This window comes from Roseateles depolymerans, assembly GCF_003387155.1.
In the GTDB taxonomy this organism is placed as follows: domain Bacteria; phylum Pseudomonadota; class Gammaproteobacteria; order Burkholderiales; family Burkholderiaceae_C; genus Roseateles; species Roseateles depolymerans.
Map to the genome: position 1 here is coordinate 482,063 of NZ_QUMT01000003.1, position 22,726 is coordinate 504,788.

The 22,726-nt window shown below is 68.0% G+C and carries 25 protein-coding genes and 1 riboswitch; of the genes, 19 read left to right on the top strand and 6 right to left on the bottom strand.

The features are described 5' to 3' along the window. Positions 1 to 6: 6 nt before the first annotated feature. The gene (locus DES44_RS15920; protein ID WP_058933762.1) at positions 7 to 657 is read right to left on the bottom strand and encodes a hypothetical protein; all 651 of its coding nucleotides are present in this window, start codon (positions 655 to 657) and stop codon (positions 7 to 9) included. A gap of 215 nt (positions 658 to 872) precedes the next feature. On the opposite strand from DES44_RS15920, the gene DES44_RS15925 reads away from it, so the two are divergent. After that, a complete protein-coding gene (locus DES44_RS15925) occupies positions 873 to 1,388 on the top strand; it encodes a hypothetical protein (RefSeq protein WP_058933761.1) in 516 nt (171 codons plus the stop codon). Between the two features lie 19 nt (positions 1,389 to 1,407). Then, the gene (locus tag DES44_RS15930) at positions 1,408 to 1,731 is read left to right on the top strand and encodes a hypothetical protein (RefSeq protein WP_058933760.1); all 324 of its coding nucleotides are present in this window, start codon (positions 1,408 to 1,410) and stop codon (positions 1,729 to 1,731) included. Here DES44_RS15930 and DES44_RS15935 read toward each other — a convergent pair. Both DES44_RS15935 and DES44_RS15940 read right to left on the bottom strand, forming a co-directional pair. Then, positions 1,709 to 2,419, bottom strand: coding sequence for a YjjG family noncanonical pyrimidine nucleotidase (locus tag DES44_RS15935; protein ID WP_058933759.1), 711 nt, complete (start codon positions 2,417 to 2,419; stop codon positions 1,709 to 1,711). The two genes, DES44_RS15930 and DES44_RS15935, sit on opposite strands and share 23 nt — an antisense overlap. A gap of 74 nt (positions 2,420 to 2,493) precedes the next feature. Continuing rightward, on the bottom strand, positions 2,494 to 3,195 hold the full coding sequence (locus DES44_RS15940) for a hypothetical protein (protein WP_157592930.1): 702 nt from the start codon (positions 3,193 to 3,195) through the stop codon (positions 2,494 to 2,496). 144 nt (positions 3,196 to 3,339) lie between these two features. Between DES44_RS15940 and DES44_RS15945 the strand changes: the two genes are divergently transcribed. The 5 genes from DES44_RS15945 to DES44_RS15965 all read left to right on the top strand — a co-directional run bounded on the left by DES44_RS15945 (position 3,340) and on the right by DES44_RS15965 (position 7,390). Beyond that, complete coding sequence (locus DES44_RS15945) at positions 3,340 to 3,834, top strand: GNAT family N-acetyltransferase (protein WP_198164890.1); 495 nt, start codon at positions 3,340 to 3,342, stop codon at positions 3,832 to 3,834. 149 nt (positions 3,835 to 3,983) lie between these two features. Further along, positions 3,984 to 4,493, top strand: coding sequence for a hypothetical protein (locus DES44_RS15950; protein WP_058933757.1), 510 nt, complete (start codon positions 3,984 to 3,986; stop codon positions 4,491 to 4,493). A gap of 141 nt (positions 4,494 to 4,634) precedes the next feature. After that, a complete protein-coding gene (locus DES44_RS15955; protein WP_058933756.1) occupies positions 4,635 to 5,015 on the top strand; it encodes a hypothetical protein in 381 nt (126 codons plus the stop codon). A gap of 78 nt (positions 5,016 to 5,093) precedes the next feature. Continuing rightward, positions 5,094 to 6,083 carry a LacI family DNA-binding transcriptional regulator gene (locus tag DES44_RS15960; protein WP_058933755.1) on the top strand — a complete coding sequence of 330 codons (990 nt, stop codon included), beginning with the start codon at positions 5,094 to 5,096 and terminating at the stop codon, positions 6,081 to 6,083. A gap of 68 nt (positions 6,084 to 6,151) precedes the next feature. Continuing rightward, positions 6,152 to 7,390: an AGE family epimerase/isomerase gene (locus tag DES44_RS15965; RefSeq protein ID WP_058933754.1), complete on the top strand. Its 1,239-nt coding sequence runs from the start codon at positions 6,152 to 6,154 to the stop codon at positions 7,388 to 7,390. A gap of 69 nt (positions 7,391 to 7,459) precedes the next feature. Here the strand turns inward: DES44_RS15965 and DES44_RS15970 are convergent, their stop codons facing one another. Continuing rightward, on the bottom strand, positions 7,460 to 8,389 hold the full coding sequence (locus DES44_RS15970; protein ID WP_116001663.1) for a substrate-binding periplasmic protein: 930 nt from the start codon (positions 8,387 to 8,389) through the stop codon (positions 7,460 to 7,462). A gap of 91 nt (positions 8,390 to 8,480) precedes the next feature. Between DES44_RS15970 and DES44_RS15975 the strand changes: the two genes are divergently transcribed. Beyond that, positions 8,481 to 8,930, top strand: a complete 450-nt coding sequence (locus tag DES44_RS15975; protein WP_233441653.1) for a GNAT family N-acetyltransferase — start codon at positions 8,481 to 8,483, stop codon at positions 8,928 to 8,930. Between the two features lie 47 nt (positions 8,931 to 8,977). Here DES44_RS15975 and DES44_RS15980 read toward each other — a convergent pair whose 3' ends face one another. Beyond that, a complete protein-coding gene (locus tag DES44_RS15980; protein ID WP_083525305.1) occupies positions 8,978 to 10,651 on the bottom strand; it encodes a cellulase family glycosylhydrolase in 1,674 nt (557 codons plus the stop codon). A 144-nt stretch (positions 10,652 to 10,795) separates the two neighbouring features. Here DES44_RS15980 and DES44_RS15985 point away from each other — a divergent pair, with 144 nt between their 5' ends. Then, entirely contained in the window at positions 10,796 to 11,218 is a 423-nt protein-coding gene (locus tag DES44_RS15985; protein ID WP_058933750.1) for a VOC family protein, read from the top strand. 45 nt (positions 11,219 to 11,263) lie between these two features. On the opposite strand, the gene DES44_RS15990 is transcribed toward DES44_RS15985, so the two are convergent. Continuing rightward, complete coding sequence (locus DES44_RS15990; protein WP_058933749.1) at positions 11,264 to 12,358, bottom strand: glycoside hydrolase family 5 protein; 1,095 nt, start codon at positions 12,356 to 12,358, stop codon at positions 11,264 to 11,266. Positions 12,359 to 13,118: 760 nt separating this feature from the next. Between DES44_RS15990 and DES44_RS16000 the strand changes: the two genes are divergently transcribed. The 10 genes from DES44_RS16000 (at position 13,119) to DES44_RS16045 (ending at position 22,717) form a co-directional block, all read left to right on the top strand. Continuing rightward, positions 13,119 to 13,691: a PEP-CTERM sorting domain-containing protein gene (locus DES44_RS16000; RefSeq protein WP_170156685.1), complete on the top strand. Its 573-nt coding sequence runs from the start codon at positions 13,119 to 13,121 to the stop codon at positions 13,689 to 13,691. Positions 13,692 to 13,707: 16 nt separating this feature from the next. After that, positions 13,708 to 15,945, top strand: coding sequence for a phosphocholine-specific phospholipase C (locus DES44_RS16005; RefSeq protein WP_083525304.1), 2,238 nt, complete (start codon positions 13,708 to 13,710; stop codon positions 15,943 to 15,945). 51 nt (positions 15,946 to 15,996) lie between these two features. Continuing rightward, positions 15,997 to 16,213: riboswitch (cobalamin riboswitch) on the top strand. A 131-nt stretch (positions 16,214 to 16,344) separates the two neighbouring features. Beyond that, positions 16,345 to 17,025, top strand: a complete 681-nt coding sequence (locus DES44_RS16010) for an energy-coupling factor ABC transporter permease (protein WP_058933746.1) — start codon at positions 16,345 to 16,347, stop codon at positions 17,023 to 17,025. Next, a complete protein-coding gene (locus DES44_RS16015; RefSeq protein ID WP_058933745.1) occupies positions 17,022 to 17,390 on the top strand; it encodes an energy-coupling factor ABC transporter substrate-binding protein in 369 nt (122 codons plus the stop codon). Before DES44_RS16010 ends, DES44_RS16015 begins: the two co-directional genes overlap by 4 nt. Then, positions 17,387 to 18,136 (top strand): CbiQ family ECF transporter T component, encoded by a 750-nt coding sequence (locus DES44_RS16020; protein ID WP_058933744.1) that lies wholly within the window; start codon positions 17,387 to 17,389, stop codon positions 18,134 to 18,136. Before DES44_RS16015 ends, DES44_RS16020 begins: the two co-directional genes overlap by 4 nt. Next, entirely contained in the window at positions 18,133 to 19,002 is an 870-nt protein-coding gene (locus DES44_RS16025) for an energy-coupling factor ABC transporter ATP-binding protein (protein WP_058933743.1), read from the top strand. Before DES44_RS16020 ends, DES44_RS16025 begins: the two co-directional genes overlap by 4 nt. After that, positions 18,992 to 19,795: a precorrin-4 C(11)-methyltransferase gene (cobM, locus tag DES44_RS16030; protein ID WP_232309917.1), complete on the top strand. Its 804-nt coding sequence runs from the start codon at positions 18,992 to 18,994 to the stop codon at positions 19,793 to 19,795. Before DES44_RS16025 ends, cobM begins: the two co-directional genes overlap by 11 nt. Next, positions 19,792 to 20,811 (top strand): sirohydrochlorin chelatase, encoded by a 1,020-nt coding sequence (locus DES44_RS16035; RefSeq protein WP_058933741.1) that lies wholly within the window; start codon positions 19,792 to 19,794, stop codon positions 20,809 to 20,811. The genes cobM and DES44_RS16035 overlap by 4 nt, the downstream gene beginning before the upstream one ends. Next, on the top strand, positions 20,808 to 21,509 hold the full coding sequence (locus DES44_RS16040; protein ID WP_058933740.1) for a precorrin-8X methylmutase: 702 nt from the start codon (positions 20,808 to 20,810) through the stop codon (positions 21,507 to 21,509). The genes DES44_RS16035 and DES44_RS16040 overlap by 4 nt, the downstream gene beginning before the upstream one ends. Beyond that, on the top strand, positions 21,506 to 22,717 hold the full coding sequence (locus tag DES44_RS16045) for a cobalt-precorrin-5B (C(1))-methyltransferase (RefSeq protein WP_058933739.1): 1,212 nt from the start codon (positions 21,506 to 21,508) through the stop codon (positions 22,715 to 22,717). Before DES44_RS16040 ends, DES44_RS16045 begins: the two co-directional genes overlap by 4 nt. Positions 22,718 to 22,726 lie beyond the last annotated feature (9 nt).

Consider the following 22,726-nt stretch of genomic DNA (forward strand, 5'->3'; position numbering starts at 1 on the left):
CCGCGCTCAATCGAAGTCGCGGTGATACGGGCCGATCTCCATCGGCTCGGTATCCATGAAGACGGTGTCGCGCCAGACCGGGGTCGTGGCCTCGGACCGGTCCTGGGCTCCGTGTTGGGCCGAGTGTTGGGCCGAGTGTTGGGCCAAGTCCTGCGCCAAGTTTCGGGCGGTCAGCGGCTTCTCGGCCAGGCTCCGCAGCGCGGCATCGCCTTCGGCGAGCAGCGCCTCCACCCGTGACCGGCGCTCCTGCAGATGCCGGTCCAGTTGCAGCCGCAGCACATCCAGCGTGGGCGACACACGGGCAGCCTGTTCCAGTTGGCGAATGGCGACATCCAGCGTGCGCGGCGGCAAGCGGGAAAACGGGTCATCGCCACTGGTGGCGCAGGCGAATTCCAGCAGCGTCAAGTGGCCATGCTGCTCCCGCAGCCCCGGCCGGGCCTGCAGCGCCTCCCGCAAGGCATCGACCCGCAGCGGCACCGCCCGTGCGGAAGGATCCGCCGCCGGCAGGGGCCCGGCGGGCAACTGCGGACGTGTCGGTGCAAAGGAACGGGTTTCCACGCCCGAGCCGCGCCGCTCTCCCCTGTCCCGCAGGCCCAGCGATCGGAACAGCGCGCGAGCAACGGCACGGCACCAGGACGTCGTCTTGGGGTCTTTCATGAGGGCTTGAGGCTGCGGCAGAGGGTGGGGAGGAGGCTGGGGTAAGTGTCGGTAACAACCGTTTCACCAGCGTTTCGATGACGGTAACAGCAGCATCCGGAAGAACCCTGAGGCCGCAACGCCGGGGCCCGTAACGGCGGCCCACCGACCTGGAAACGGGTGTGAAACGCCTGCGGGGGATAGTGCAGCCCATTGCAGACACAGGGCGCACGGACATGACACTCGCGGCACGCATTGAAACGGCAGTCAAGATTCAAAGCCTGCTGAAGGACCACGCCATTTCGGTGGACCCCGTCCGCCTGGCCTGTGACGCGGACTACGCCGCCGCCATGGAGGAGGTCTGCCAGCAGGTGGGCCAGCTGGACGAATGCCTGCGCCTGCTCAATGCCCTGGTGGACACCATCGTGCTGTCCGGCCTGCCCTCGTCAGCCGCGGTGGATGAGGATGCCCGGCTGGGGGATGTGCATCCCGAGTTCGTGGACACCGTGTCCACCTATTCGCTGGACCTGGATGTGGACCAGGGCCCGGGCGTGGACATCGACCTGGAGCAGACCGCCATGGCCCGATCCCACCGCCGGGTGCGGACCCATTTCCAGGCGGGTCTGGACTATCTGCGCCGCGATTCCCATCCCAGCCACTTCAGCACCAGCCCGGAGCTGCTGGCCGCCTTCGTGGTGGCCTCGGCGGCCGAGGTGCTGGCCAGCGCGTTGCATCAGTCGCAGCCCTTGTAAACCCTCCCTGGTTGTCCCCATGCAAGCCTTTCACCTGCAGCACTGGATCTTCAGCGGCTTCCTGGCCGGCGCCCTGCTGGGCAGTTTCATCAACCCGATGCGGGTGATCAACCTGGCCGCGATCTGCGGCGTGGGCGCCTTTGCAGCGATGTGCTTCTGGCCGGACGCCTTCGGCGGCCGGGGCGCCGAGGTGTTTGGCAGCTTCGTGATGGCCGTGCCGGCCTGGGGCGGCGCGACCGCGGTGGGCGCGCTGATCAGCCATCCAACGGTGCGACAGCTGCGGCGCAAGGGCTATCTGCGCATCCGCAAGCGGGCCCGTTTCATGCAGCATCCCGACGACTGAGCGCCTGCAGCGCCGGAACCACCTCGTCCAGGCGACGAACCTCGCAGGACGGACGGAGGTCGGGCGTGGCGGGCGCCTGCAGCGGATTGAACCAGCAGCTGTCGATGCCGAAGCGCTGGGCGCCCAGGATGTCGGCGTCCAGCCGATCCCCAATGATGACGGTGTGGGCGCGATCGAACTGGCGGGCCTTGGCGACCGCATCCTGGAAAAAGCGCGGGTCTGGCTTGGCATGTCCGCAGGCCTCCGAGGTGGCCACGAAACGGATGAAACGGCCCAGGCCCGAGGCCTCGATGCGGCGGGTCTGGATGCGTTCCACCCCGTTGGTGATGACGCCCACCTCCCCCACGGCGGCCAGTGCCTCGCACAGGGCCATTGCACCGTCGATGAGCACGGCCGTCCCGGCCAGCATGTCCAGGTAGCGCTCGCTGGCCGTCTGCGCATCCAGGCCGGGTGCATGCAGCGCGAAGGTGGCCCGGAAACGCTCCACTTTCAGCGCGTCCTTGCTGACGGCCCCCTGCTCGAACTGACGCCACAAGGACTGGTTGATGGCCTGGTAGTCTCGGTACATCGCGTCCAGCGGCGCTTCATGGCCCAGGCCCTGGAGCATCCGCGCAAAGGCCTGGCGCTCGCTGGCCTGGAAGTCCAGCAGCGTGTCGTCCAGGTCGAGCAGGAAGAGTCGGTATTTCATGCGGGGGCCACTCTATCGCAGCGGCGACGCGAAGGGCTGCCAAGGCAGGGCAGCTCAGCTCTGGTCAGGTCAGGTCAGGAGCACACCGCAATGCGTTCGGTGCGCACGCCGGTGTGGGCCTGCGCGGCTGTAGGCACGACCTGGCGCTTGCCCAGGTAACGCCGCACGGTGCCATCGGCCATGCGCTCTTCCTTGAGACACAGGTCCGGATTCAGGCCCAGGGCGATCTTCTCTTCCACCGATGGGCGAGGCGTGTTGGTGCGAGGGTCCTGCGTGGCCGGATTGGCCAGCGAGCCTCTGAGCACCTCCCGTCCGGGCTTCATCGCGAGGCGCTCAGGTCCGGACGTGGGCCCGTCCGGCCCCCGGGCAGCGCCGTCCAGGCCCACGGCGCCGAAGGACTGCGCGGTGTCGGCGCTGGTGCAGGAACTGGTGGCTGACGCGGCCGAGGGCGACGAGGCCCAGTCGGCCGGCTCCATCATGAAGGTGACCTGGGTGCGCAGACCGCTGGGCAGCGACGCGGGCGGCGGCGGCGCAAGCAAGGCCGATGAGGGTGTCGGGGTGGCACGGCTGGGGCTGGTCGCCGGCAGGAGGCGAAGGGTGCTGGACCGCCTTGCCGGGAAGGCCTCCGGGGTCTCCAGAGACGGCTTCACGCTGCTGGCCAGCCAGAGCAGCAACAGATGCGCCAGGGCAGCCGCGCCCAGGGCCCATCCCCGCCGGGCCGGCCGGGGCCAGGCGCCTGCAGCCACTGGGAAGGGGGAAAGAGTCAATGCGCTCAAGTGGGCTGGACTTCGCCATGCTGGATCGATCCCCTATGCTAGCGGCCACCCGCCGGCATCGGCCTTCACGCGTGTTGGGGGCAGGTAAAGGCGCTGACACGTGCGCCACTGGTGCCCACCCCCGCTCCACGGTCCCGACATGACATGAATCCCAAGCCCACTGCCGCTGCCAATGCCACTGCTGTGCCAACGGTCCTGCGCCCCGCCCTGCCCAGCGACATTGCCGCCTGCATCGACCTGCGTGGCCGCACTCGCGAGAACGCGGTGTCCGCGGCCCGGCTGGCGGAACTGGGCATCACCGAGGCGTCCTGGTCGGCGCAGGTGCGCAGCGGTGAACTGCCCGGCTTCATTGCCGTGGTTCACGACACGATGGCCGGCTACTGCTTCGGCGATGCCGTCACCGGTGAGATCGTCGTGCTGGCCCTGCTGCCGGCGCATGAAGGCCGCGGACTGGGGCGACAGTTGCTGGACCGCACCGTCGCGCATCTCGCGTCTCTGGGTCATCGCCGTCTGTTCCTGGGCTGCTCCTCCAATCCCGCGCATCGCTCCTTCGGCTTCTACCGGCGGTTGGGCTGGACCCCCACCGGACAGCGCGACCGCCTTGGCGACGACGAACTGGAGCTGTGGCTGCCGGCCTGAAAAAGCGCCGAAAACAGGCAAAATGCCGGCTTCACCAACAAAAAAGGCACGTCCGCCACGATGCGGAGCGCTCCAGCGGCATGTCCGGACGTCGGTCACGTCCCAGCCGCACGAGCGCCCATGTGCCGAGCAACGGGAGGATCTGGAACATGCCACACCTGGCCTGGACAACGCTGCGCCCCGCCGGCGCGATCGCGACTGCGCTGCTCGTCACCGCCCTGAGCACCGGCTGCAAGCCGACCAAGCTCAACGAGGAGATGGTGCAGGACATGATCAACACCGGCCTGAATGCCTCGGCAAATCGCAATGCCACCGTGCTGTGCGACCAGATCGCCGAAGACGCCGACATTCGTCTGGTCGTCTTCAAGTTCTCCGGCTCGGACATCCGCACCTTCAGCAAGGCGCAGTGGTGCGACTACCTGCGGGAGTCGTTCGCCCAGTCCGAGGGAACCGGCCTGTCGGTGAGCGTGCACATGAACATCCAGTCGATGACCATCGCCCCGAACGGCAAGACCGCCGACTTCAGCGCCGACGTGGTGGAGGAAGCCGGTGTCGGAGGCCGCACCCTGATGCGCATGAACTCCAAGCACACCTACACGGTGGAGCTGCGCAAGGGCAAGCCGGTCTACACGCGGCTCAGCGCGCGCTACACCGGTTGATCACCGCTTGATCACGCGTCTTTTCCGAACGCGTTCCCTGGGCGATCCGAGAACTTAGGGAAGCCCTGAATAACCCCTTTTCCAGCGGGCTCGCTAGACTTCCAGCTCTGGTGCGCCTGACCGCACGCCCTGGTCCGCACCATGTCCGACAACGAAAGCGACGCCCCCCTGAGTGAACCCGCCCCGATGGTGGTGCTGGGCCCGTGGCGTGCGTTCCGCTCCCCGATGGGCAAGCTTCACATCGCCAGTGAACTGGGCCCCGGCACCGTGCGCATCACCTCCTCGCTCAGCGGTGTGGACCGGGTGGCGCGCATTGCCAAGACCAGCTCGGGCAATCTCTACCGATTCGTCTGCCCGCCGGCCCAGGACCGGGTGACCTGCGACATGCTGGTGGACTATGCGGGGCGCGCCGGTCTGGCCGGCGCCACCGATGTGAGCGCCAAGCTGTGGCAGGCCATCGAAGACAAGGCCGCCGAGCTGGCGGCGCGGGCTGCGGCTCACGCCCCCGCGCCTGTTTTGTAAACAGCACTAAACAAGGCGCGAGAATCAGCGGCTTCGATTGACCGGCGCCTCACGCGCCCTGAAAAATCGGCGCCACCCATGAGCTCCGTCACCATCCGCGATATTGCCAAGGCGTCCGGCCTGTCCATCGGCACGGTATCGCGCGGGCTGCGCAATCAGGGTGGCCTGTCCGACGCCACCCGGCAGATCGTGCAGGACTGGGCCGCCCGGCTGGGCTACGACCTGTCGCAGCTGCGCCGCCACCGCATCCGGCGCGTGGGCTTCCTGCTGCACAGCCAGCACAACACGCTGGCGTCCAGCCCCTTCTTCTCCTCGGTGCTGCACGGCGCGGAATCGGTCTGCCGACGCGAGGGGCTGACGCTGTCCTTCATCGTCGCCGGCCCTACCGACCGGGTCATCGACCAGGCCCGGGTGCAGCAGCTCGATGCCTACCTCTGCGCCGGCTACTTCGAGCCGGAGATCCTGGACAGCCTGCGCCGCACCGGCAAGCCGATGGTGCTGGTGGACATGCACCGGCACGGCATTGCCTCGGTCAATCCGGACCACCAGCACGGCAGCTTCCAGGCCACCAGCCACCTGTTGCGCAGCGGTCGGCGCCAGATCGCGGTCATCAGCGGCTCGCCCGCGCATTACAGCCTGCAGCAACGGGCGCTGGGCTACCGGCGCGCGCTGTTTGAAGCCGGCATCCAGGCCGATCCCGACCTGGAAGTGGTGGCGGCGCATCTGGGCGATGGCGATGCCGGCGTGACCGCGGCCCTGCGCGAGCTGCTCGGCAGGCGGCGCCGGCCCGATGCGATCGTCTGCTTCAATGACAGCGCTGCGCTGGTGGCCCAGCAGCACCTGCTGGGCCAGGGCCTGCGCATGCCTCAGGACGTGGCTCTGATCGGCTTCGACGACATCCCCGCCGCCGCCCGCGCCCATCCGCCGCTGAGCACGGTGCGGGTGGACAAGGAGGCCCTGGGCGCCCAGGGCCTGGAGATGCTGCTCACCAGCCCTCCCGACGGCCCACCGCAGGAGCGGGTGCTGCCGGTGGAGCTGGTGGTGCGAGACAGCTCCAGCCCGGATTGACCCGCGCCGACGCGCCGCCCTTCAACCTCCACGCTTCTTCAAGCCCTCTGACCAGGACCCGCCCCACCATGTCCCATCTGCCTGACTTCCACGACCCCGAGGTGCTGCTGGCGCATGTGCGGCACACCATGGCCTTCTATCACCCGCGCTGCATCGATCCCAGCGGGGGCTTCTTCCACTTCTTCAAGGACGACGGCACCGTCTACGACGCGCATCAGCGTCATCTGGTCAGCAGCACCCGGTTTGTCTTCACCTACGCCATGGCCTGGCGGCACTTCGGAGATCCCGCCCATCAGGCCGCCGTGAGGCATGGCGTGCGCTTCCTGCGCGAGGCCCATTTCGATGCGGTCCAAGGCGGCTACACCTGGCTGCTGGACTGGCGCCAGGGCCGCGCCACCGTGCTGGACGGCACGCGCCACGCCTACGGCATGGCCTTTGTGCTGCTGGCCTATGCGCATGCCGTCATGGCCGGCGTGGAAGAGGCGCGCCCCTGGCTGGCGGAGACCTTCGAGCTGATGGAGCGACGCTTCTTTCAGCCCGAGAGCGGCCTGTATGCCGACGAGGCCAGCGCCGACTGGCAGCAGCTCTCTCCCTATCGCGGGCAGAACGCCAACATGCATGCCTGCGAGGCGATGCTGGCCGCCTTCGACGCCACCAAGGAAGACCGCTATCTGCAGCGCGCCGCATTGATCGCCAGCCACATCACGCGGCGCCAGGCGGAGCGATGCGGAGGCCTGATCTGGGAGCACTACAACGCCCACTGGCAGCCGGACTGGATGTTCAACAAGCATGACCCGGCCAACCTGTTCCGCCCCTGGGGCTATCAGCCCGGTCACTTCACCGAGTGGACCAAGCTGCTGCTGCAGCTCGAATCGCATGGGCCGGCGCTGGGCCAGGATGTGAGCTGGATCCTGCCCACCGCGTCGAAGCTGTTCCAGGTGGCGGTGCGACGCGGCTGGGATGCGGAGTACGGCGGCCTGTGCTACTCACTGGCGCCCGACCTGACCGTGTGTGATGCGGACAAGTACTTCTGGGTGCAGGCGGAAAGCATGGCCGCGGCCAGCATGCTGGCCGCGCGCACCGGCGACCGCGTCTATTGGGACTGGTATGAGCGCCTGTGGGCCTACAGCTGGACCCACTTCGTGGACCATGAACACGGCGCCTGGTGGCGCATTCTGGACCGCCAGAACCGCAAGCTCAGCGACGAGAAGAGTCCTGCCGGCAAGGTGGACTATCACACCATGGGGGCCTGCTACGACATCGTGAAGGTGTTGAAAGCCTTGCCTCAGACGGGCGGAGGGCGCTGAAACAGGCGGGCTCGGACCGGCACGATCAAGGCACGGTCTGGGCACGATCAAGGCACGGCCGGGGGCCGCTCAAGGCAGAAACTCCAGCCTGGGCAACCCGTCGTGCGAGTAGTCCACTCCGCCCTCCAGCGCAATCACCCGCCGGCTCTTAAGGTTGAAGCGCTGCTGTGACGGCTTGAGATGGCGCAGCAGCAGCGCCTGGGCGGACCCGTCTTTCAGGGCGCTGGTCAGGCCGGCCTGGAGTACGCCGGCGAGCGCGCGGTCCTGCTGGTGGACATAGAGGTAATGCGGCGCCGCATACTTCAGGAGGAAGCCGTCCAGCACCGCCACATCCGGTGGCGCCATCGACAGCTCCGGCAACACCTCCAGCAGGTTGCGGCAGAACAGGTCCACCCGGCCCAGGCTCATCATGCGGAAGATGGAATCGATGCGCTGCACCTCGATCACGCGCAGCGCGTTGGCCCGGAGCACCGGGGTGTCGGCCCAGCCCTGGCCATGGGCAAAGGTGTAGCCCTGCAGGTCGCGCAAGGAGCGGATGCGACTGGCCTCCTCCTTCAACGCCACGCGTCCGAAACAGATCCGGTAGTCCGAGGCACCCAGAAACGTCGGCACCGGAATGCGCTGCAGCCGCGCGTCGTCCACCTGCCCGGCGATGTTGAGCACAAAGCCGGGCCGTTGCCCTTCCTTGAGCATCGTGATGGCCCTTGTCTTGGTCATCGGCTCGGTGGTGTCGATCTGAAGCTCGGTGCCCGGGGGCGAGCCCTTCTCCAGCGCCAGGGCGATCAGCTCGCGCACATAGCGCTCGCTCAGGTCATAAGGACCACTGGCATGGACTCGCACCTGCAGCCGGTCTGGCGCGGCATGTGCAGTGGCAGCGGCTGCAAGCAGAAGGGCCAGCAGGACGCCCAGCAAAAGGCGTGGCACAAGGCTTGGCAGCAGGCTTGGCAGCATCGGCTTGAACACTGGCATCAGGCGATCATCGGTCAACGCAGCAGGCATTCACAGGGCTCACCGAGGGCCCTACTCGACATTTGAGAGATGATTCTCGCCTGCCAGATGCATTTCATGCACACCGATGGACCGACCTTCCTTGACCCCCGAGATCGCCTTGACGCCCACCACCGTTGCGGATGGGGAGGACCTGGCCACGCTGCGGGTCCACGCCATGCAGCAGAGCCTGGAGCGGATTGGCCGTTTCGACCCGGTGCGTGCCCGGGAGCGTTTCCTGTCCGGCTTCGATCCGGCGCAGACTTTCGTCATCGAAGCGGACGGCCAGCGTGTGGGCTTTGTGGTGCTGCGACGGGACCCGCAGGGCCTGCATCTGGACCACCTCTACCTGCATCCGTCCGCGCAGAACCGCGGCATTGGCGGGACGGTACTGGCCCGGCTGTGCAGACAGGCGGATGAAGAAGGCGCCAGCATCCGGCTGGGCGCCCTGAAACAGAGCGACTCCAACCGGTTCTACCAGCGCCATGGGTTTGAACTCACCCACGAAGGTGAGTTCGATCTGTACTACCTGCGCCGCCCTGGCGGCCGCTGAGAGGCCGCTAATAGACCGCTGACGGGCGGCAGGCAGGGTTCGCCCGCTCACTTGCAGACGTTGGCGTCCACCGCCGATCCGTCCCACAGGCGCTTGAGGTTGTTGTACTTGTCCTGCGACACCGACTGCCAGTCGTCTTGCAGGATGCCGCCGGTATCGCCCGAATTCGGGTTCCAGGACCAGTAGAAGAAGTTGCGCACGCCCTTGCACTTGAGCCAATCGACGAACTTCACCTGCCACTGACGGTCCTTGTCGGTGAAGCGGCCGCCGAATTCACCCAGCACCACCGCGTTCTGGCCCATGAAGCGACCCAGCTGGTTCTGCCAGATGGCCGGCAGGTTGTTGGGGAAACCGGTGCCGTCATTGAAATACGGCTGGTTGCTCACCGACGGACCGTAGATGTGCGGCGACAGCACCAGCTTGTTGCGCGGGATCTTGGTGCTGTCGATGGGATAGCAGCTGAAGGGCTCGATATTGCCGCCCCACCAGTGCGCATCGGGGTTCTCGCAGCGGCCGCTGTTGTCGGAGACACCTTCCACGAAGACCAACACGCGGCTGTTGCTGGCCAGCACCGCGCTGCCGGCCTTCTCTGCGGCCAGCTTCCAGTCATTGTTGATGTCACCGGTGCCCCACAGCGCGCCACTGCCGCCAATGCTGTGCGGCTCATTCTTCAGGTCAATGGCAAAGACATTGGGGACATTCTTGTAGCGGTCCGCCACGAACTGCAGGTCGGCCACCCACTGGTCCAGGGAATAGCCGGGAATCTGCGGTGTCATGGAGATGGCATTGCAGTCCGGACGGTGATGGTCCAGCAGCACATAAAAGCCCTGCGTGGCGAATTCGGCCACCACGCGGTCCATCACCTGCAGCGGCGTCTTGTTGGCCAGGTCCGGATTGACGCTGGTGTTCAGCGCGCCGCTGGGGCGGCCGGTGGACCGGAGGGTCGTGGGGCAGAAAGGCAGGCGCACGGCGTTAAAGCCCAGCGTCTTCATCTGCGTGATCATGTCCTTGTAATTGCGCTGCCACAGGCCGTGGGCGACCAGGTCCGGCGTCTCGAAGCCGAACCAGTTCACGCCGCGCAGGGAGACCGTGGCGCCCTTGGCGTCGAGGATGCGCCCGTCATTGGAGACGGTGAAGGGCAAGGCGAACTGACCGGTGGCGGGGACGGAGAGGTCGCCGCCGGGGGCAGGCGCAGGCGCGGGGGATGGGGCCGGCGCAGGGGATGGTGCGGGCGCTGGGGATGGCGCTGGGGATGGCGCGGGCGCCGGGGTGGGCGCAGGCGCAGGCGCCGGCGAAGGTGCCGGTGCGGGCGAAGGTGCTGGAGCAGGCGAAGGCGCTGGCGACGGTGCACCCGCTTCGCTGATCCGGAAGCTGGCATTGGCCGGCGCCGTGCCCGTGCCACAGAAGCCCACTTCAAAGCTCTGTCCTGCAGCCGCCGGAGAATTCCAGCTCACGCCCTTGACCGAATAGCTGGTGCCACTGCGGGTGAACTGGCCATTCCAGCTGTTGTTGATCTGGCCATTGGGAAGCTCGAATTGCAGGGTCCATGCGCCACTGACACTCGAGCCGGGATTGCGCACCGTCACGTGGGAGCAAAAGCCGCCGGACCAGACGTCCTGGGCCACACTGACCGTCAAGGCCGCGTGCGCCGGTGCCATGGCACCAAAGGCCAGAGCGACCAGACTGCTGCGGAGCAGGAAACGACGGGGAAGAGCGCGCATGATGACGAGGCCTCATTGACTGGAAGAGCAGTCAGTGTGCTCAAGCACCGGTTAATGCCGCGCAATAAATGGTAAGAGAACTTTGGCCGCAGGATGAACAGCTGGAGTAAGCTGCTGTCGCCGGTTGCAATGAATGGAGCGGTCATGTTCTCTCACGTCTTCGTCGGCGTCACCGATTTCGCGCGAGCCAAGGCGTTCTACGATCCCCTGATGGGGCTGATCGGCGCGCGTCAGCGCTTCTCGGACCTGAGTCGTCCGTGGGCGGGCTGGGAGTCTTCCCCGGGGCTGCGGCCGCTGTTCATCATCGGCAGCCCGATCAATGGCGAGCCGGCCACGGCGGGCAACGGCGCCATGGTGGCCTTCCAGGTGCCCACCCGCGATCAGGTGGATGCCGCGTATGCGCTGGCCCTGGGCAGCGGCGGGCGCGATGAAGGCGCCCCCGGACTGCGCCCCGAATACCACGCCCACTACTATGGCGCCTATTTCAGGGACCTGGACGGCAACAAGCTCTGCGTGGTGTGCCACGCGCCGGAGGCGGACGGCTGTGGTGCGTTGCTGCAGGGGTGAACCGCAGCCCCGCAGGCCCGGCTCACCCTTTACCGTCCACTGCGATCACTGGCAGACGCTGCTGTCGGTCGCCGAGCCGTCCCACAGACGCTTGAGGTTGTTGTACTTGTCCTGAGAGACCGTCTGCCAGTCGTCCTGCAGGATACCGCCGGTGTCCCCTGAGTTCGGATTCCAGGACCAGTAGAAGAAGTTGCGCACGCCCTTGCACTTGAGCCAATCGACGAACTTCACCTGCCATTGGCGGTCCTTGTCGGCAAACTTGCCACCGAATTCGCCCAGCACCACCGCATACTGGCCCATGAAACGGCCCAGCTGGTTCTGCCAGATGGCCGGCATGTTGTTCGGGAATGCCGTGCCGTCATTGAAATACGGCTGATTGCTCACGGACGGACCGTAGATATGCGGCGACAGCACCAGCTTGTTGCGCGGGATCTTGGTGCTGTCGATGGGGTAGCAGCTCACCGGCTCGATATTGCCGCCCCACCAGTGGGCATCGGGGTTCTCGCAGCGGCCGCCGTTGTCGGAGACGCCTTCGACAAACACCAGCAGCCGGCTGTTGGTGGCCAGCACCGCGCTGCCGGCCTTCTCGGCCGCCAGCTTCCAGTCGTTGTTGATGTCACCCGTGCCCCACAGCGCGCCACTGCCGCCAATGCTGTGCGGCTCATTCTTCAGGTCAATGGCAAAGACATTGGGCACATTCTTGTAGCGGTCCGCCACGAATTGCAGATCGGCCACCCATTGGTCGAGTGAATAGCCGCTGATCTGCGGCGTGGTGGAAATCGCATTGCAGTCCGGCCGGTGGTGGTCCAGCAGCACGTAGAAGCCATTGGTGGCCAGTTCGGCAACGATGCGGTCCAGCACCTGCAGCGGCGTCTTGTTGGCCAGGTCGGGATTGAGGCTGGTGTTGAGCGCACCGCTGGGACGCCCGGTAGAGCGGACCGTCGTGGGGCAGAAAGGCAGACGCACGGCATTAAAGCCCAGCGACTTCATCTGCGTGATCATGTCTTTGTAATTGCGCGTCCACAGGCCGTGCACCACGAGGTCCGGGGTTTCGGCGCCAAACCAGTTGACGCCGCGCAGAGAGACCACCGCGCCCTGGGCATCCAGGATGCGGCCGTCCGTCGCCACGGTGAAGGGCAAGGCGAAGGCGCCGGTCGCGGGGACGGAGAGGTCACCGGCCGGTGCGGGCGAGGGCGCGGGGGACGGTGCGGGCGAAGGGGCAGGCGTCGGCGCGGGGGCTGGTGCCGGTGAAGGAGCAGGCGTCGGGGCGGGGCCAGGCGCCGGGGCCGGTGAGGGCGCAGGTGACGGCGAGGGCGACGGAGAAGGTGATGGCGATGGCGATGGCGCCGGTGCAGGAGCCGGCGACGGGCTCGGGCTCGGGCTAGGACTGGCTCCCGGCCCCGGTGCGGGCGCCGCGGACGGCGGCGGTGCACTCGGAGTGGCGGTCCCCCCATCCTTGTCCGCTCCGCCGCCGCATGCGGTCATGGACGCGGCCGCCAGCAGGGCGGCAAGGCTGGACGTCAGCGGCGGACGAGGGCATTTCATGGCAGGGATCGCAATCTCAGGAGAGCCGGGAATGGCAGGAATGAGCCCGCAATCGTCCCTGAAAGCGCTTTACCACTTCGTCACATTGTGTCCCTGCAAAGGCTTGTTTCGTCTCCATTGGTAAGCAATGCCACATCCGCCATGCATTGCTCAAAGCCCCGCGCCATTGCATGACAGCGAAACGACGCCGACGTAACCAACCCGTTTCATGGGACAGCCACCCCGCACTGCGGCGCCCACCGCACGTTGACACACGCCATTCACCCGACTGTCAAACGCGCTCCTGAAGATGCGGCGTCACCGCGCGGTTGGTCTGGCCAATCGCTCCACGCACCGATCTTCAGGAGTTGCTTCCATGCGTTGTCCCCTCCCCTTGCTGGCCCTGCCGCTGGCGCTGGCCCTTTTCACTGCGTCCGCGTCCGTGTCTGCCACCGTGCTGAGCTTCGATGACCTGGGCACGGACGGATATGTGCCGCTGAATTACGGCGGCCTGGATTGGTCCGGCAGCAGCTGGTTCCAGTACGCCGGTGAACAGGCGCCCTTTGCTGCGCATTCCGGCGACCGTCGCGCCACCCTGGGCTGGGACGGCAGTGCCGATTCCAGCGCCATTCGCTTCACCACCGCCAGCAGCTTCACCGGCGCCTGGTTCGCCGGGTATGACGGCGTGTCGGTCAGCATCGATCTCTACAGCGGCAACACGCGGGTGGCCAGCACGGCCACGCTGAACCTGAGCGATTCCCCGGTGTTCCTGGCCTCGAACTATGCCGGGCTGGTCGACCGCATCGTCTTCCGCAGCAACGACCCCGCCAACTTCGTGATGGACGACCTCACCTTTGCGTCGGCCGTTCCGGAACCCGGCAAGGCCGCCCTCACCCTGGCCGGCCTCGGCCTGGTGGCCTTTGTCGCCCGCCGCCGTCGTCCCGTCTGACCGCCAGGAGCCCCTCATGAGCCACAGCCACGACTCCCACGACAACGCCGCCACGCCCGCCCAGGACAGCCCCACCGACCGTCGCCGCTTCCTGCGCGCCATGGCCGGCACGGCCGGCGCCACGGCCGCACTGGCCAGCTTCCCGCCGGCCATTGCCCGTGCCTTGTCGATTCCCGCCGCGCGCCGCACCGGCACGATCCAGGACGTCGAGCACATCGTCATCCTGACGCAGGAAAACCGCTCCTTCGACCATTACTTCGGCACGCTCAACGGCGTGCGCGGCTTTGCCGATCCGTTCCCGATTCCGGTGGCGGACCAAGCCGCCGCCGGCATCGTCGGCAAGACGGTGTGGACACAGCCCACGGTGGCAGGCACGGCGGTGCCGGCCATTGCGCCCTTCCATCTCAACACCACGCAGAACTTCTCGGTGATGCGGGTCAGCGGCACGCCGCACTCCTGGTCCGATGCCCAGGCCGCCTGGGACCAGGGCCGCATGAATGCCTGGCCGCGCGCCAAGCAGAACCATTCGATGGGCCACTACGCGTCCACCGACCTGCCCTTCCAGTACGCGCTGGCCAATGCCTTCACCCTGTGCGACGCCTACCACTGCGCCACCCAGACCGGCACCAACACCAACCGCCTGTTCCTCTGGTCTGGCACCAACGACCCGCTGCGCCGGGGCAATGGCCCGTCCACCGACAACAGCCATGACTGGTTCAACGAGAACCCGGCGGACGACTACACCTGGACCACCTATCCGGAGCGTCTGCAGGCCGCCGGCATTCGCTGGCAGGTCTACCAGAACATGAACGACAACTTCACCGACAACCCGCTGGCCGGCTTCAAGGCCTATCGGGATGGCTGGTATCAGCGGCCCGGGTATTCGCAGGCGCTGAAGGACCGCGGCATCTCCACCCGCGACCTGGACCTGCTGCGCGACGACGTGCTGAACAACCGGCTGCCGCAGGTGTCCTGGATCGTGGCCACGGCGGAAGGCTCGGAGCATCCGGGCCCTTCCAGCCCCGCCCAGGGCGCGGACTACACCGCCAAGGTGCTGGAGGCGCTCACCGCCAATCCGGAGGTCTGGAGCAAGACCGTCCTGTTCATCAACTTCGACGAGAACGACGGCTTCTTCGACCACATGCCGCCGCCCGCCGCGCCGTCCTATGTCACCTGGGAGGCCGACAAGAGCCGCGCCGTGCTGGCCGGCGCTTCCACCGTGGACACGACCGGTGAATATCACGAGATCCTGAACGGCTCGTCCCCGACCTACCTGCACCGCCCCTACGGCATGGGCCCGCGCGTGCCGATGTATGTGGTGTCTCCGTGGAGCAAGGGCGGCTGGGTGAATTCGCAGGTGGCGGACCACACCTCGGTGCTGCGTTTCGTGGAAGCCCGCTTCGGGGTGATGGAACCCAACATCAGCGCCTGGCGCCGTGCCGTGGCTGGAGACCTGACCTCCTGCTTCAACTTCGCCGACCCGGAGGACAGCGAGTTCTTCTCGCGCCTGCCCAGCACCATTGCCCTGGCCAACCGGGCGCGCGCCCTGCCCGGCACCACCACCCCGGTGGTTCCCGGCAGCGTGGCAGCGCCGCGCCAGACCGCGGGCGTGCGGCCCGCTCGTCCGCTGCCCTATGACCTGCAGGCCAGCGCCCGCATCACGCCGGCCAGCGTGCTCGGGGCCAGCACCGTGTCGATCAGCTTTGAGAACACCGGCCGCGCGGCCGCCGTGTTCCACGTCTACGACCGGCTGCGCCTGGCCGAGCTGCCGCGCCGCTACACGGTGGAGGCCGGCAAGCAACTCACCGGCAGCTTCACGCCCGCAGCCAGCGGCGCCTACGACCTGTGGATCATCGGCCCCAATGGCTTCCATCGCCATCTGGCCGGCAATGCCCGCCGCGCCGCAGCCGCCGGCCAGCCCAATCCGGATGTGGTGGCCCGCTCCGAAGCGGCCACCGGTGAATTGGTGCTCACGCTGACCAACACCGGGCCGGTGGCCGCCAGCTTCACCCTGGTCCACAACAAATACCGGCAGGTGCCCGCGCAGACCGTCAATGTGCCGGCCCGCAGCAACAGCGTGCTGCGCATTCCGGTGGCGGCCAGCGCCCACTGGTACGACGTGTCGGTGCGGGTGGGCGGCCAGGCGGACTTCCTGCGCCGCTTTGCCGGCCACATCGAAACCGGCCTGCCGTCGGTGTCCGACCCGGCCATGGAAGGCCCGGCGGTGACGGAGCAGTTCCGCGTGGCGGGCTGATACCGAAGAGGGAACCGCACACGCGGTTTCCACGGGCGCCGCGGAGCGGTTAACATCCGCCTCGCCTTGGGTGCGCGCCTTCCTGCCGGAATGCGCGTTAAACGGGAAACCGGTGACGCGGGCGGATCGAACGATCCGGCCGCCAGTCCGGTGCAGCCCCCGCTGCTGTAAGCCAGACGACCCTGCCACCAGCCACTGTGAATCTCACGGGAAGGCGCAGGAGAGGATGACGGCGAGCCAGAATACCGGCCCGATGGCAGATGTCAGCACCATTCCCCGGGGCGAGGGAAGCCGCTGTCGGACCCGCCCTGCCCCTGCGCAGCCCGGCGGGCTGCCGATGTTGCCGCCGTATCCCCGTTGACTGGTGTCGGATTTGAACCATTCGACGGGAGGTATCGAATGCACATCATGGAGGGCTTCCTGCCTTTCAAGCATGCGCTGGCGTGGACGGTGGCGTCCGCACCCTTTCTGGCCTGGGGCCTGGCTTCGGCCGGCCGGCGGCTGCGCGCGCATCCGGACCATCGCATGCTGCTGGGCGTCAGTGCGGCATTCGCCTTTTTGCTGTCGGCGCTGAAGCTGCCGTCGGTCACCGGCAGTTGTTCCCATCCCACCGGGGTGGGCCTGGGTGCCTTGCTGTTCGGGCCGGCGGCCATGGTGCCGGTGGGCTTCGTGGTGCTGCTGTTCCAGGCGCTGCTGCTGGCGCATGGCGGGCTGACGACGCTGGGCGCCAATGTGTTTTCCATGGCCATCGTCGGGCCGTTCGTTGCATACGGCGTCTTCCGGCTGGCCTGCCTGCTGGGCCTGGGCCGCAGTCCCGCGGTATTCCTGGCGGCCTGCCTGGGCGACCTGGCGACCTATGTCACCACCTCGCTGCAACTGGCGCTGGCCTTTCCGGACCCGGTCGGCGGGGTGCTGCTGTCCTTCGAAAAATTCGCCGGCATCTTTGCGCTGACGCAGCTGCCGCTGGCCATCACGGAAGGGCTGCTCACGGTGCTGGTGGTCAATGCCATGGCGCAGTTCAATGCGCGTGAGTTGCAGCGCATGCCGGTGCTGGCGCTGCTGCGAAAGGCGGCGCCATGAGTCGCGACCTCAAGAGCCGCGTGAGCACATGGCTGCTGTGGGCGGCCGTGGTGGCGCTGACCACTGTTCCGCTGGTGTGGGTCGGGCACGGCCCGGTCGATGAGCAGGGGACGGCCGGGGAGCTCTTCCAGGGCGCCGACAGCCGCGCGCAGGACGCCATCACCCGCATCGCGCCAGACTACAAACCCTGGTTCAGCCCGGTGCTGGAGCCGTCCAGCAACGAGATCGCTTCGCTGCTGTTTGCCTTGCAGGCAGCGGTGGGTGCGGGGGTGATCGGGTATTGGCTGGGTCTGTCGAAAGCCCGCGCACGTGCTGATGCTGATGCTGATGCTGGTGCTGGTGCTGACCCTGATCGCCCATCGTGACCCTTGAACGTCTGGCCTACGCCAGCCCGTGGCGGCGCATTGCGCCATCGGCCAAGGCCCTGTTCTGCGCCTGCGCCATGGCGGCCGCCTGGTTGACCGCCACACCGCTGGGCGCCTGCGCGCTCGCGCTGCTGCTGGCCGCCATCACCGTGGCGGTGGCACGAACGCCCTGGCGCGACTACCTGCGGGTGCTGCGCGCGCCCTTGGGCTTTCTGGCGCTGTCCTGCCTGACCATGCTGGTGACGATCACGCCCGGCGACCACGGCCCGGCCGGCTGGCGCCTGGCGCCGGAACTGCTTCCCCCGGTGATGATGACGGTGACCCGCGCCGCGGCGCTTTGCACCGCCCTGCTGCTGCTGGTGCTCACCACGCCGCTGGGCGACCTGCTGGGCCTGCTGCGTCGCCTGCGGGTGCCGGCCCTGCTGCTGGACCTGATGGCTCTGGCCTATCGCATGCAGGCCGTGCTGGGCGAGGCCTGGTCCGACGGCACCACCGCCCAGCGCGCCCGGCTGGGATATGTCGGACGCCGGCAAGCCCTGCGGTCCATGGCCGCCCTCATCAGCTGCATGGCCGTGCAGGTGTGGGCCCGGGCCAGTGCGCTGCAGGCCGCGGCCGATGCCCGCAACGACACCGGCGAGCTGCGCTTCCTGACGCCGCAATTCGACCGCTCGCCGCGCCACCACCTGATGGCGGCGCTGGCCGGGGTCATGCTCGTGGCCACCGTCCTGGCCGGAGGCCCCGCATGATCCCGCTCATCGAACTGCGCGGCGCCTCCTACCGCTATCCCGATGGCAGCCACGGCCTGCGCGACTGCCACCTCGCCCTGCGTCCCGGCAGCCGCAATGCCCTGCTGGGCGCCAACGGCGCTGGCAAGACCACGCTGATGCAGCATCTCAACGGCCTGCTGCAGCCCGAGACCGGCGTGCTGCGCTGGAAGGGCGAGACGGTCGTGCACAACCGCGCCGGCCTGCGGGCCCTGCGGCAGCAGGTGGGCCTGGTCTTCCAGAATCCGGACCGCCAGCTGTTCTCCGCGCATGTGGAGGAGGATGTGTCCTTCGGCCCGCTCAACCTCGGCCTGCCCGAGACGGAGGTGCGCAACCGCGTCGCACAGGCCCTGCGGGCGGTCGGCCTGCAGGACCATGCCCGCGCCCCGGTGCACCACCTCAGCTTCGGCCAGAAGAAACGGGTGTGCCTGGCCGGCGTGCTGGCCATGCGCCCGCAACTGCTGGTGCTCGATGAGCCGATGGCCGGCCTGGACCTGCCGATGCAACAGGACTTGCAGCGGCTGCTGGACGCGCTGGTGGCCGAGGGCGTCACCGTGCTGGTGTCCACCCACGACCCGGATTTCGCTGCGGACTGGGCGGACGAGATCCACGTGATGGCCCAGGGCCGGTGCCAGCTGTCGCAGCCGGTGGCGGCACTGCTGACCCAGCCCTCGGCCTGGCAGGCCGTCGGCCAGACGCCGCCCCAGGTCATGGCCCTGCATGCCGAACTGGTCCGCCAGGGCCTGCTTGCCGCGGTGCCGGTGCCCCGCTCCATCGAACGCCTGCTGGCAGTGCTGCGTGCGCGCACGCTCCCGGCTTCTCAAGAAAGTGTGATCCATGACGCCTGACATGACGCCTGACCTGCCCGGCACGGTCTGGTTCGTCGGGGCGGGCCCCGGCGACCCCGAACTCATCACCGTCAAAGGCCAGAGGCTACTGGCCCAGGCCGGCGCGGTCCTGTTCGCCGGCTCGCTGGTGGACCGGGCCGCGACCGACTATGCGCCCGCCGGCTGCGAGATCCGCGACTCCAAGGACATGACCCTGGAGGAGATGACCGACTGGCTGGTCACGCGTGCCCGCACCCACGGCACCGTGGTGCGACTGCAGACCGGCGACCCGTCGCTGTATGGCGCCCTCATCGAGATGGCCCGTCCGCTGGACGCCGCCGGGGTGCCGTGGCGCGTGGTGCCTGGCGTGTCCTCGGCCATGGCGTCCATGGCGGCCGCCGGTGAATCGATGACGCTGCCCGAGGTCACGCAGACGGTGATCCTCACACGCGTGGCCGGCCGCACACCGATGCCGGATGGCGAGGACCTGGCCTCGCTGGCGGCCCATCGCAGCACGCTGTGCATCTTCCTGTCCATCACGCTGCTGCACAAGGTCGAAGCTGCGCTGCGCGAAGCGGGCTGGCCGGAGGATGCGCCGATGCTGGTGGTGCACAAGGCCAGCTGGCCCGGCGAAGAACAGATCCTGCGCGGCACGCTGGCTGACATCAAGCAGCGCTGCCGCGAGGCCGGCGTGGTCAGCCAGGCCATGATCGTTGCGAGCCCCACGCTGGGCTCGCGTCACTGGGAGACGCTGGTGCGCTCCAAGCTCTACGACCCCACTTTCACCCATCGATTCCGAAAGGCCACCGCATGATCAGCAGCACCGACACCATTCTGATTGTGGGGCACGGCTCCCGGGAGGATTCCGGCAACCAGGAGATCCTGGCCTTTGCCGACCAGTGGCGCCAGCGCCAGCCGAGCTGGCGCATCGACGTCTGCTTCATTGAATTCGCCTCGCCTGGGCTGAACCCGGGGCTGCTGGACGCCGCTCGCAGTTCCCAGCGGGTGCTGGTGGTGCCGCTGATCCTGAACGCCGCGGGGCACGTGAAGATGGAAGTGCCCGAGGCCATCGAGCAGGCCCGCCTGGCCTATCCGCACACCGAGATCCTGCTGGCCCCGCACCTGACCGCCTGCGACCCGGTGCTGGCCGTGCTGCGCCGCCGCCTGCGCAAGGCCATGCAGGCCCTGGACATGCCGGACCCAACCACCACCGGCGTGGTGCTGCTGGGCCGCGGCTCTTCCGATCGAGGCGCCAACGGCGACATGGCCAAGATGGCGCGCTGGCTGCTGGAATCGGGCGACCATGAACTGGTGGACCTGGCCTTCACCGGCATCACCTGGCCGCGGCTGGAGCGGGTGGTGCAGCGGCAGGCGCTGCTGGGCATGACGCAGATCGTGGTGCTGCCCTACTACCTCTACACCGGCACGCTGATGCAGCGCATCCACCGCCAGGTGGACCATCTGCGCCTGCAGTATCCGCAGCTGCGTTTCCACTGCACGGGGCACTTCGGATTCGAGCCGGAGATCTTCGAGCTGATGACGCAGCGCGCGCTGGACCTGGACGCCCGCGTGCCGGACAGCCGCCTGCCCTGCGACGGCTGCACCTACCGTGAGCTGGCGCACGACGCCGGACATGGCCATTCGCATGAGCACACGCATGCCATCCAGGTGCATCCGGCAGGCACGTTGGGCGGCACCCCTCAGGGGCAGGCCGACGGCCACTCGCACGATCACCACGGGCATCACGAGCACCACAACCACCACGATCACGACCACGGGCACTCGCACGCCCATGGCCACCCGCATCCTCACCCGCATCCGACCGCATGAGCACCGTCAACACCGTCACCGAACAGCTGACGCGCGCCGGCCAGGCGATCGAACACGACAGCTTCTCCATCATTGACGCCGAAGCCGGCCCCCATGCCTACACGCCGTCGCAATGGGCCATCGTGCGCCGCATGATCCATGCGAATGCCGACTTCGACTTCAACGGCCTCACCGACTTCCATCCCGAAGCGGTGCATGCCGGCGTGGCCGCCATGCTGCGCGGCGGCACGCCGATCGTGGCGGATGTGGAGATGATCTGCTCCGGACTGTCGCGCCCACGGCTGAATCACTTCGGCATGAAGCCGTGGCAGTTCATCAGCGATGACGACGTCATTGCCGCTGCCCAGGCGCAGGACACCACCCGCGCCGTGCAGGCGATGCGCAAGGCGCATCGGCACGGCCTGCTGGACGGTGCCATCGTGGGCATCGGCAATGCGCCGACCGCCCTGATCGAGCTGGTGCGGCTGATCCGTGAGGAAGGCGTCCGCCCGGCCCTGGTGGTGGGCATGCCGGTGGGCTTTGTGTCGGCCGCCGAATCCAAGGACCTCATGGCCGAGGTGCAGCAGGTGCCATGGATCGTCATCCGCGGCCGCAAAGGCGGCTCCACCCTGGTGGTGGCCGCCCTGCATGCGCTGCTGGCGCTGGCCGAAGCGCATCAGCGCCAGGGCGAGACGCCGGCTGCGGAGCCGCGTGCATGAAGGACTCGCAACCGGCGGCGCCCCGCGGCACCCGCACCGGCTTCACCACGGGCGCCTGCGCGGCCGCGGCGGCCCGGGCGGCGGTGCTGGGCCTGGCCGGGGGGCCGGTGCCCGATCGCATCGAAAGCCTGCTGCCCAACGGCGACCGCGTGTGGTTCGACGTGCATGACGGCCGCTGTGAAGGCGACTCAGCCCATGCCATGGTCATCAAGTTTGCCGGGGACGATCCGGACTGCACCGACGGCGCCCATCTCACCGTCGACCTTCAGCTGCTGCCCGGTCGCGCGCAGGAAGTGACCTTCCATGCCGGCGACGGCGTGGGCATGGTCACCATGCCGGGGCTGGGCCTGGAGGTCGGCGGGCCGGCCATCAATCCGGTGCCTCGCCGCAACATCGCGGACAACCTGCGCGAAGCCGCGCCGCAGTTGCTGGCGCAGCACGGCGTGGCCGTGACCATCAGCGTGCCGGGCGGCCAGGAGATGGCCCGCAAGACCACCAATGCGCGGCTGGGCATCCTGGGCGGCATCAGCATCCTTGGCACCACCGGCATCGTGCGGCCCTATTCCACCGCCGCCTGGCGGGCCAGCGTGGTGCAGAGCATCCAGGTGGCGGCCACCGTCGGCCACGGCCTGGTGGCGCTGACCACCGGCGGCCGGACCGAGAGCTTTGCCATTGCCGCCCTGCGCGCGGAGCGGCCGGAACTGCCGCAGGCCTGCTTCGTGCAGATGGGCGACTTCCTGCGCTACGCGCTGGATGAAGTGGTGGCCCAGGGCATTGGCCTCGTGGTGCTGGCGGTGATGGTGGGCAAGCTCACCAAGATCGCCCAGGGCGAGACCATCACCCATGCCAACCGCAATGTGGTGGACACCGACCTGGTGGCCGAGATCGCCCGTCGCATCGGCGCCTCCGAGGAGGACTGCCAGGCAATCGCCGCCGCCGAGACCGCCCGCTTCGGCGCCGAGCTGATGGTGGAGCGGGGCCTGGGCGATGCCTTCCACCATGCGCTGGCCCAGGCCGCCATCGACACCCTGCTGGCCCCGGACCGCTACGACCAGGACTTCGCCCTGCGGGTGATGGTCTGCGACTTCAATGGTCAGTGCGTGGCCGACGTGTCCTCCGGTCCGGCCCGCCCCCGAGAGCGCCCCGCCACCGCCGGCCGCACCGGCATTGACCATCTGCTGGACGCCGACTCCGGCGCCGACCTCTGAGGTCCACCA

Coding starts and splice junctions, on each gene's coding strand:
- DES44_RS16040 (WP_058933740.1), top strand. CDS start 20,808: ATGAGCACCGTCAACACCGTCACCGAACAGCTGACGCGCGCCGGCCAG.
- DES44_RS15930 (WP_058933760.1), top strand. CDS start 1,408: ATGCAAGCCTTTCACCTGCAGCACTGGATCTTCAGCGGCTTCCTGGCC.
- DES44_RS15920 (WP_058933762.1), bottom strand. CDS start 657: ATGAAAGACCCCAAGACGACGTCCTGGTGCCGTGCCGTTGCTCGCGCG.
- DES44_RS15935 (WP_058933759.1), bottom strand. CDS start 2,419: ATGAAATACCGACTCTTCCTGCTCGACCTGGACGACACGCTGCTGGAC.
- DES44_RS16010 (WP_058933746.1), top strand. CDS start 16,345: ATGCACATCATGGAGGGCTTCCTGCCTTTCAAGCATGCGCTGGCGTGG.
- DES44_RS16045 (WP_058933739.1), top strand. CDS start 21,506: ATGAAGGACTCGCAACCGGCGGCGCCCCGCGGCACCCGCACCGGCTTC.
- DES44_RS16035 (WP_058933741.1), top strand. CDS start 19,792: ATGATCAGCAGCACCGACACCATTCTGATTGTGGGGCACGGCTCCCGG.
- DES44_RS15950 (WP_058933757.1), top strand. CDS start 3,984: ATGCCACACCTGGCCTGGACAACGCTGCGCCCCGCCGGCGCGATCGCG.
- cobM (WP_232309917.1), top strand. CDS start 18,992: ATGACGCCTGACATGACGCCTGACCTGCCCGGCACGGTCTGGTTCGTC.
- DES44_RS16025 (WP_058933743.1), top strand. CDS start 18,133: ATGATCCCGCTCATCGAACTGCGCGGCGCCTCCTACCGCTATCCCGAT.
- DES44_RS16015 (WP_058933745.1), top strand. CDS start 17,022: ATGAGTCGCGACCTCAAGAGCCGCGTGAGCACATGGCTGCTGTGGGCG.
- DES44_RS15925 (WP_058933761.1), top strand. CDS start 873: ATGACACTCGCGGCACGCATTGAAACGGCAGTCAAGATTCAAAGCCTG.
- DES44_RS15955 (WP_058933756.1), top strand. CDS start 4,635: ATGTCCGACAACGAAAGCGACGCCCCCCTGAGTGAACCCGCCCCGATG.
- DES44_RS16000 (WP_170156685.1), top strand. CDS start 13,119: ATGCGTTGTCCCCTCCCCTTGCTGGCCCTGCCGCTGGCGCTGGCCCTT.
- DES44_RS15980 (WP_083525305.1), bottom strand. CDS start 10,651: ATGCGCGCTCTTCCCCGTCGTTTCCTGCTCCGCAGCAGTCTGGTCGCT.
- DES44_RS16005 (WP_083525304.1), top strand. CDS start 13,708: ATGAGCCACAGCCACGACTCCCACGACAACGCCGCCACGCCCGCCCAG.
- DES44_RS15985 (WP_058933750.1), top strand. CDS start 10,796: ATGTTCTCTCACGTCTTCGTCGGCGTCACCGATTTCGCGCGAGCCAAG.
- DES44_RS15970 (WP_116001663.1), bottom strand. CDS start 8,389: ATGCCTGCTGCGTTGACCGATGATCGCCTGATGCCAGTGTTCAAGCCG.
- DES44_RS15945 (WP_198164890.1), top strand. CDS start 3,340: ATGAATCCCAAGCCCACTGCCGCTGCCAATGCCACTGCTGTGCCAACG.
- DES44_RS15965 (WP_058933754.1), top strand. CDS start 6,152: ATGTCCCATCTGCCTGACTTCCACGACCCCGAGGTGCTGCTGGCGCAT.
- DES44_RS15960 (WP_058933755.1), top strand. CDS start 5,094: ATGAGCTCCGTCACCATCCGCGATATTGCCAAGGCGTCCGGCCTGTCC.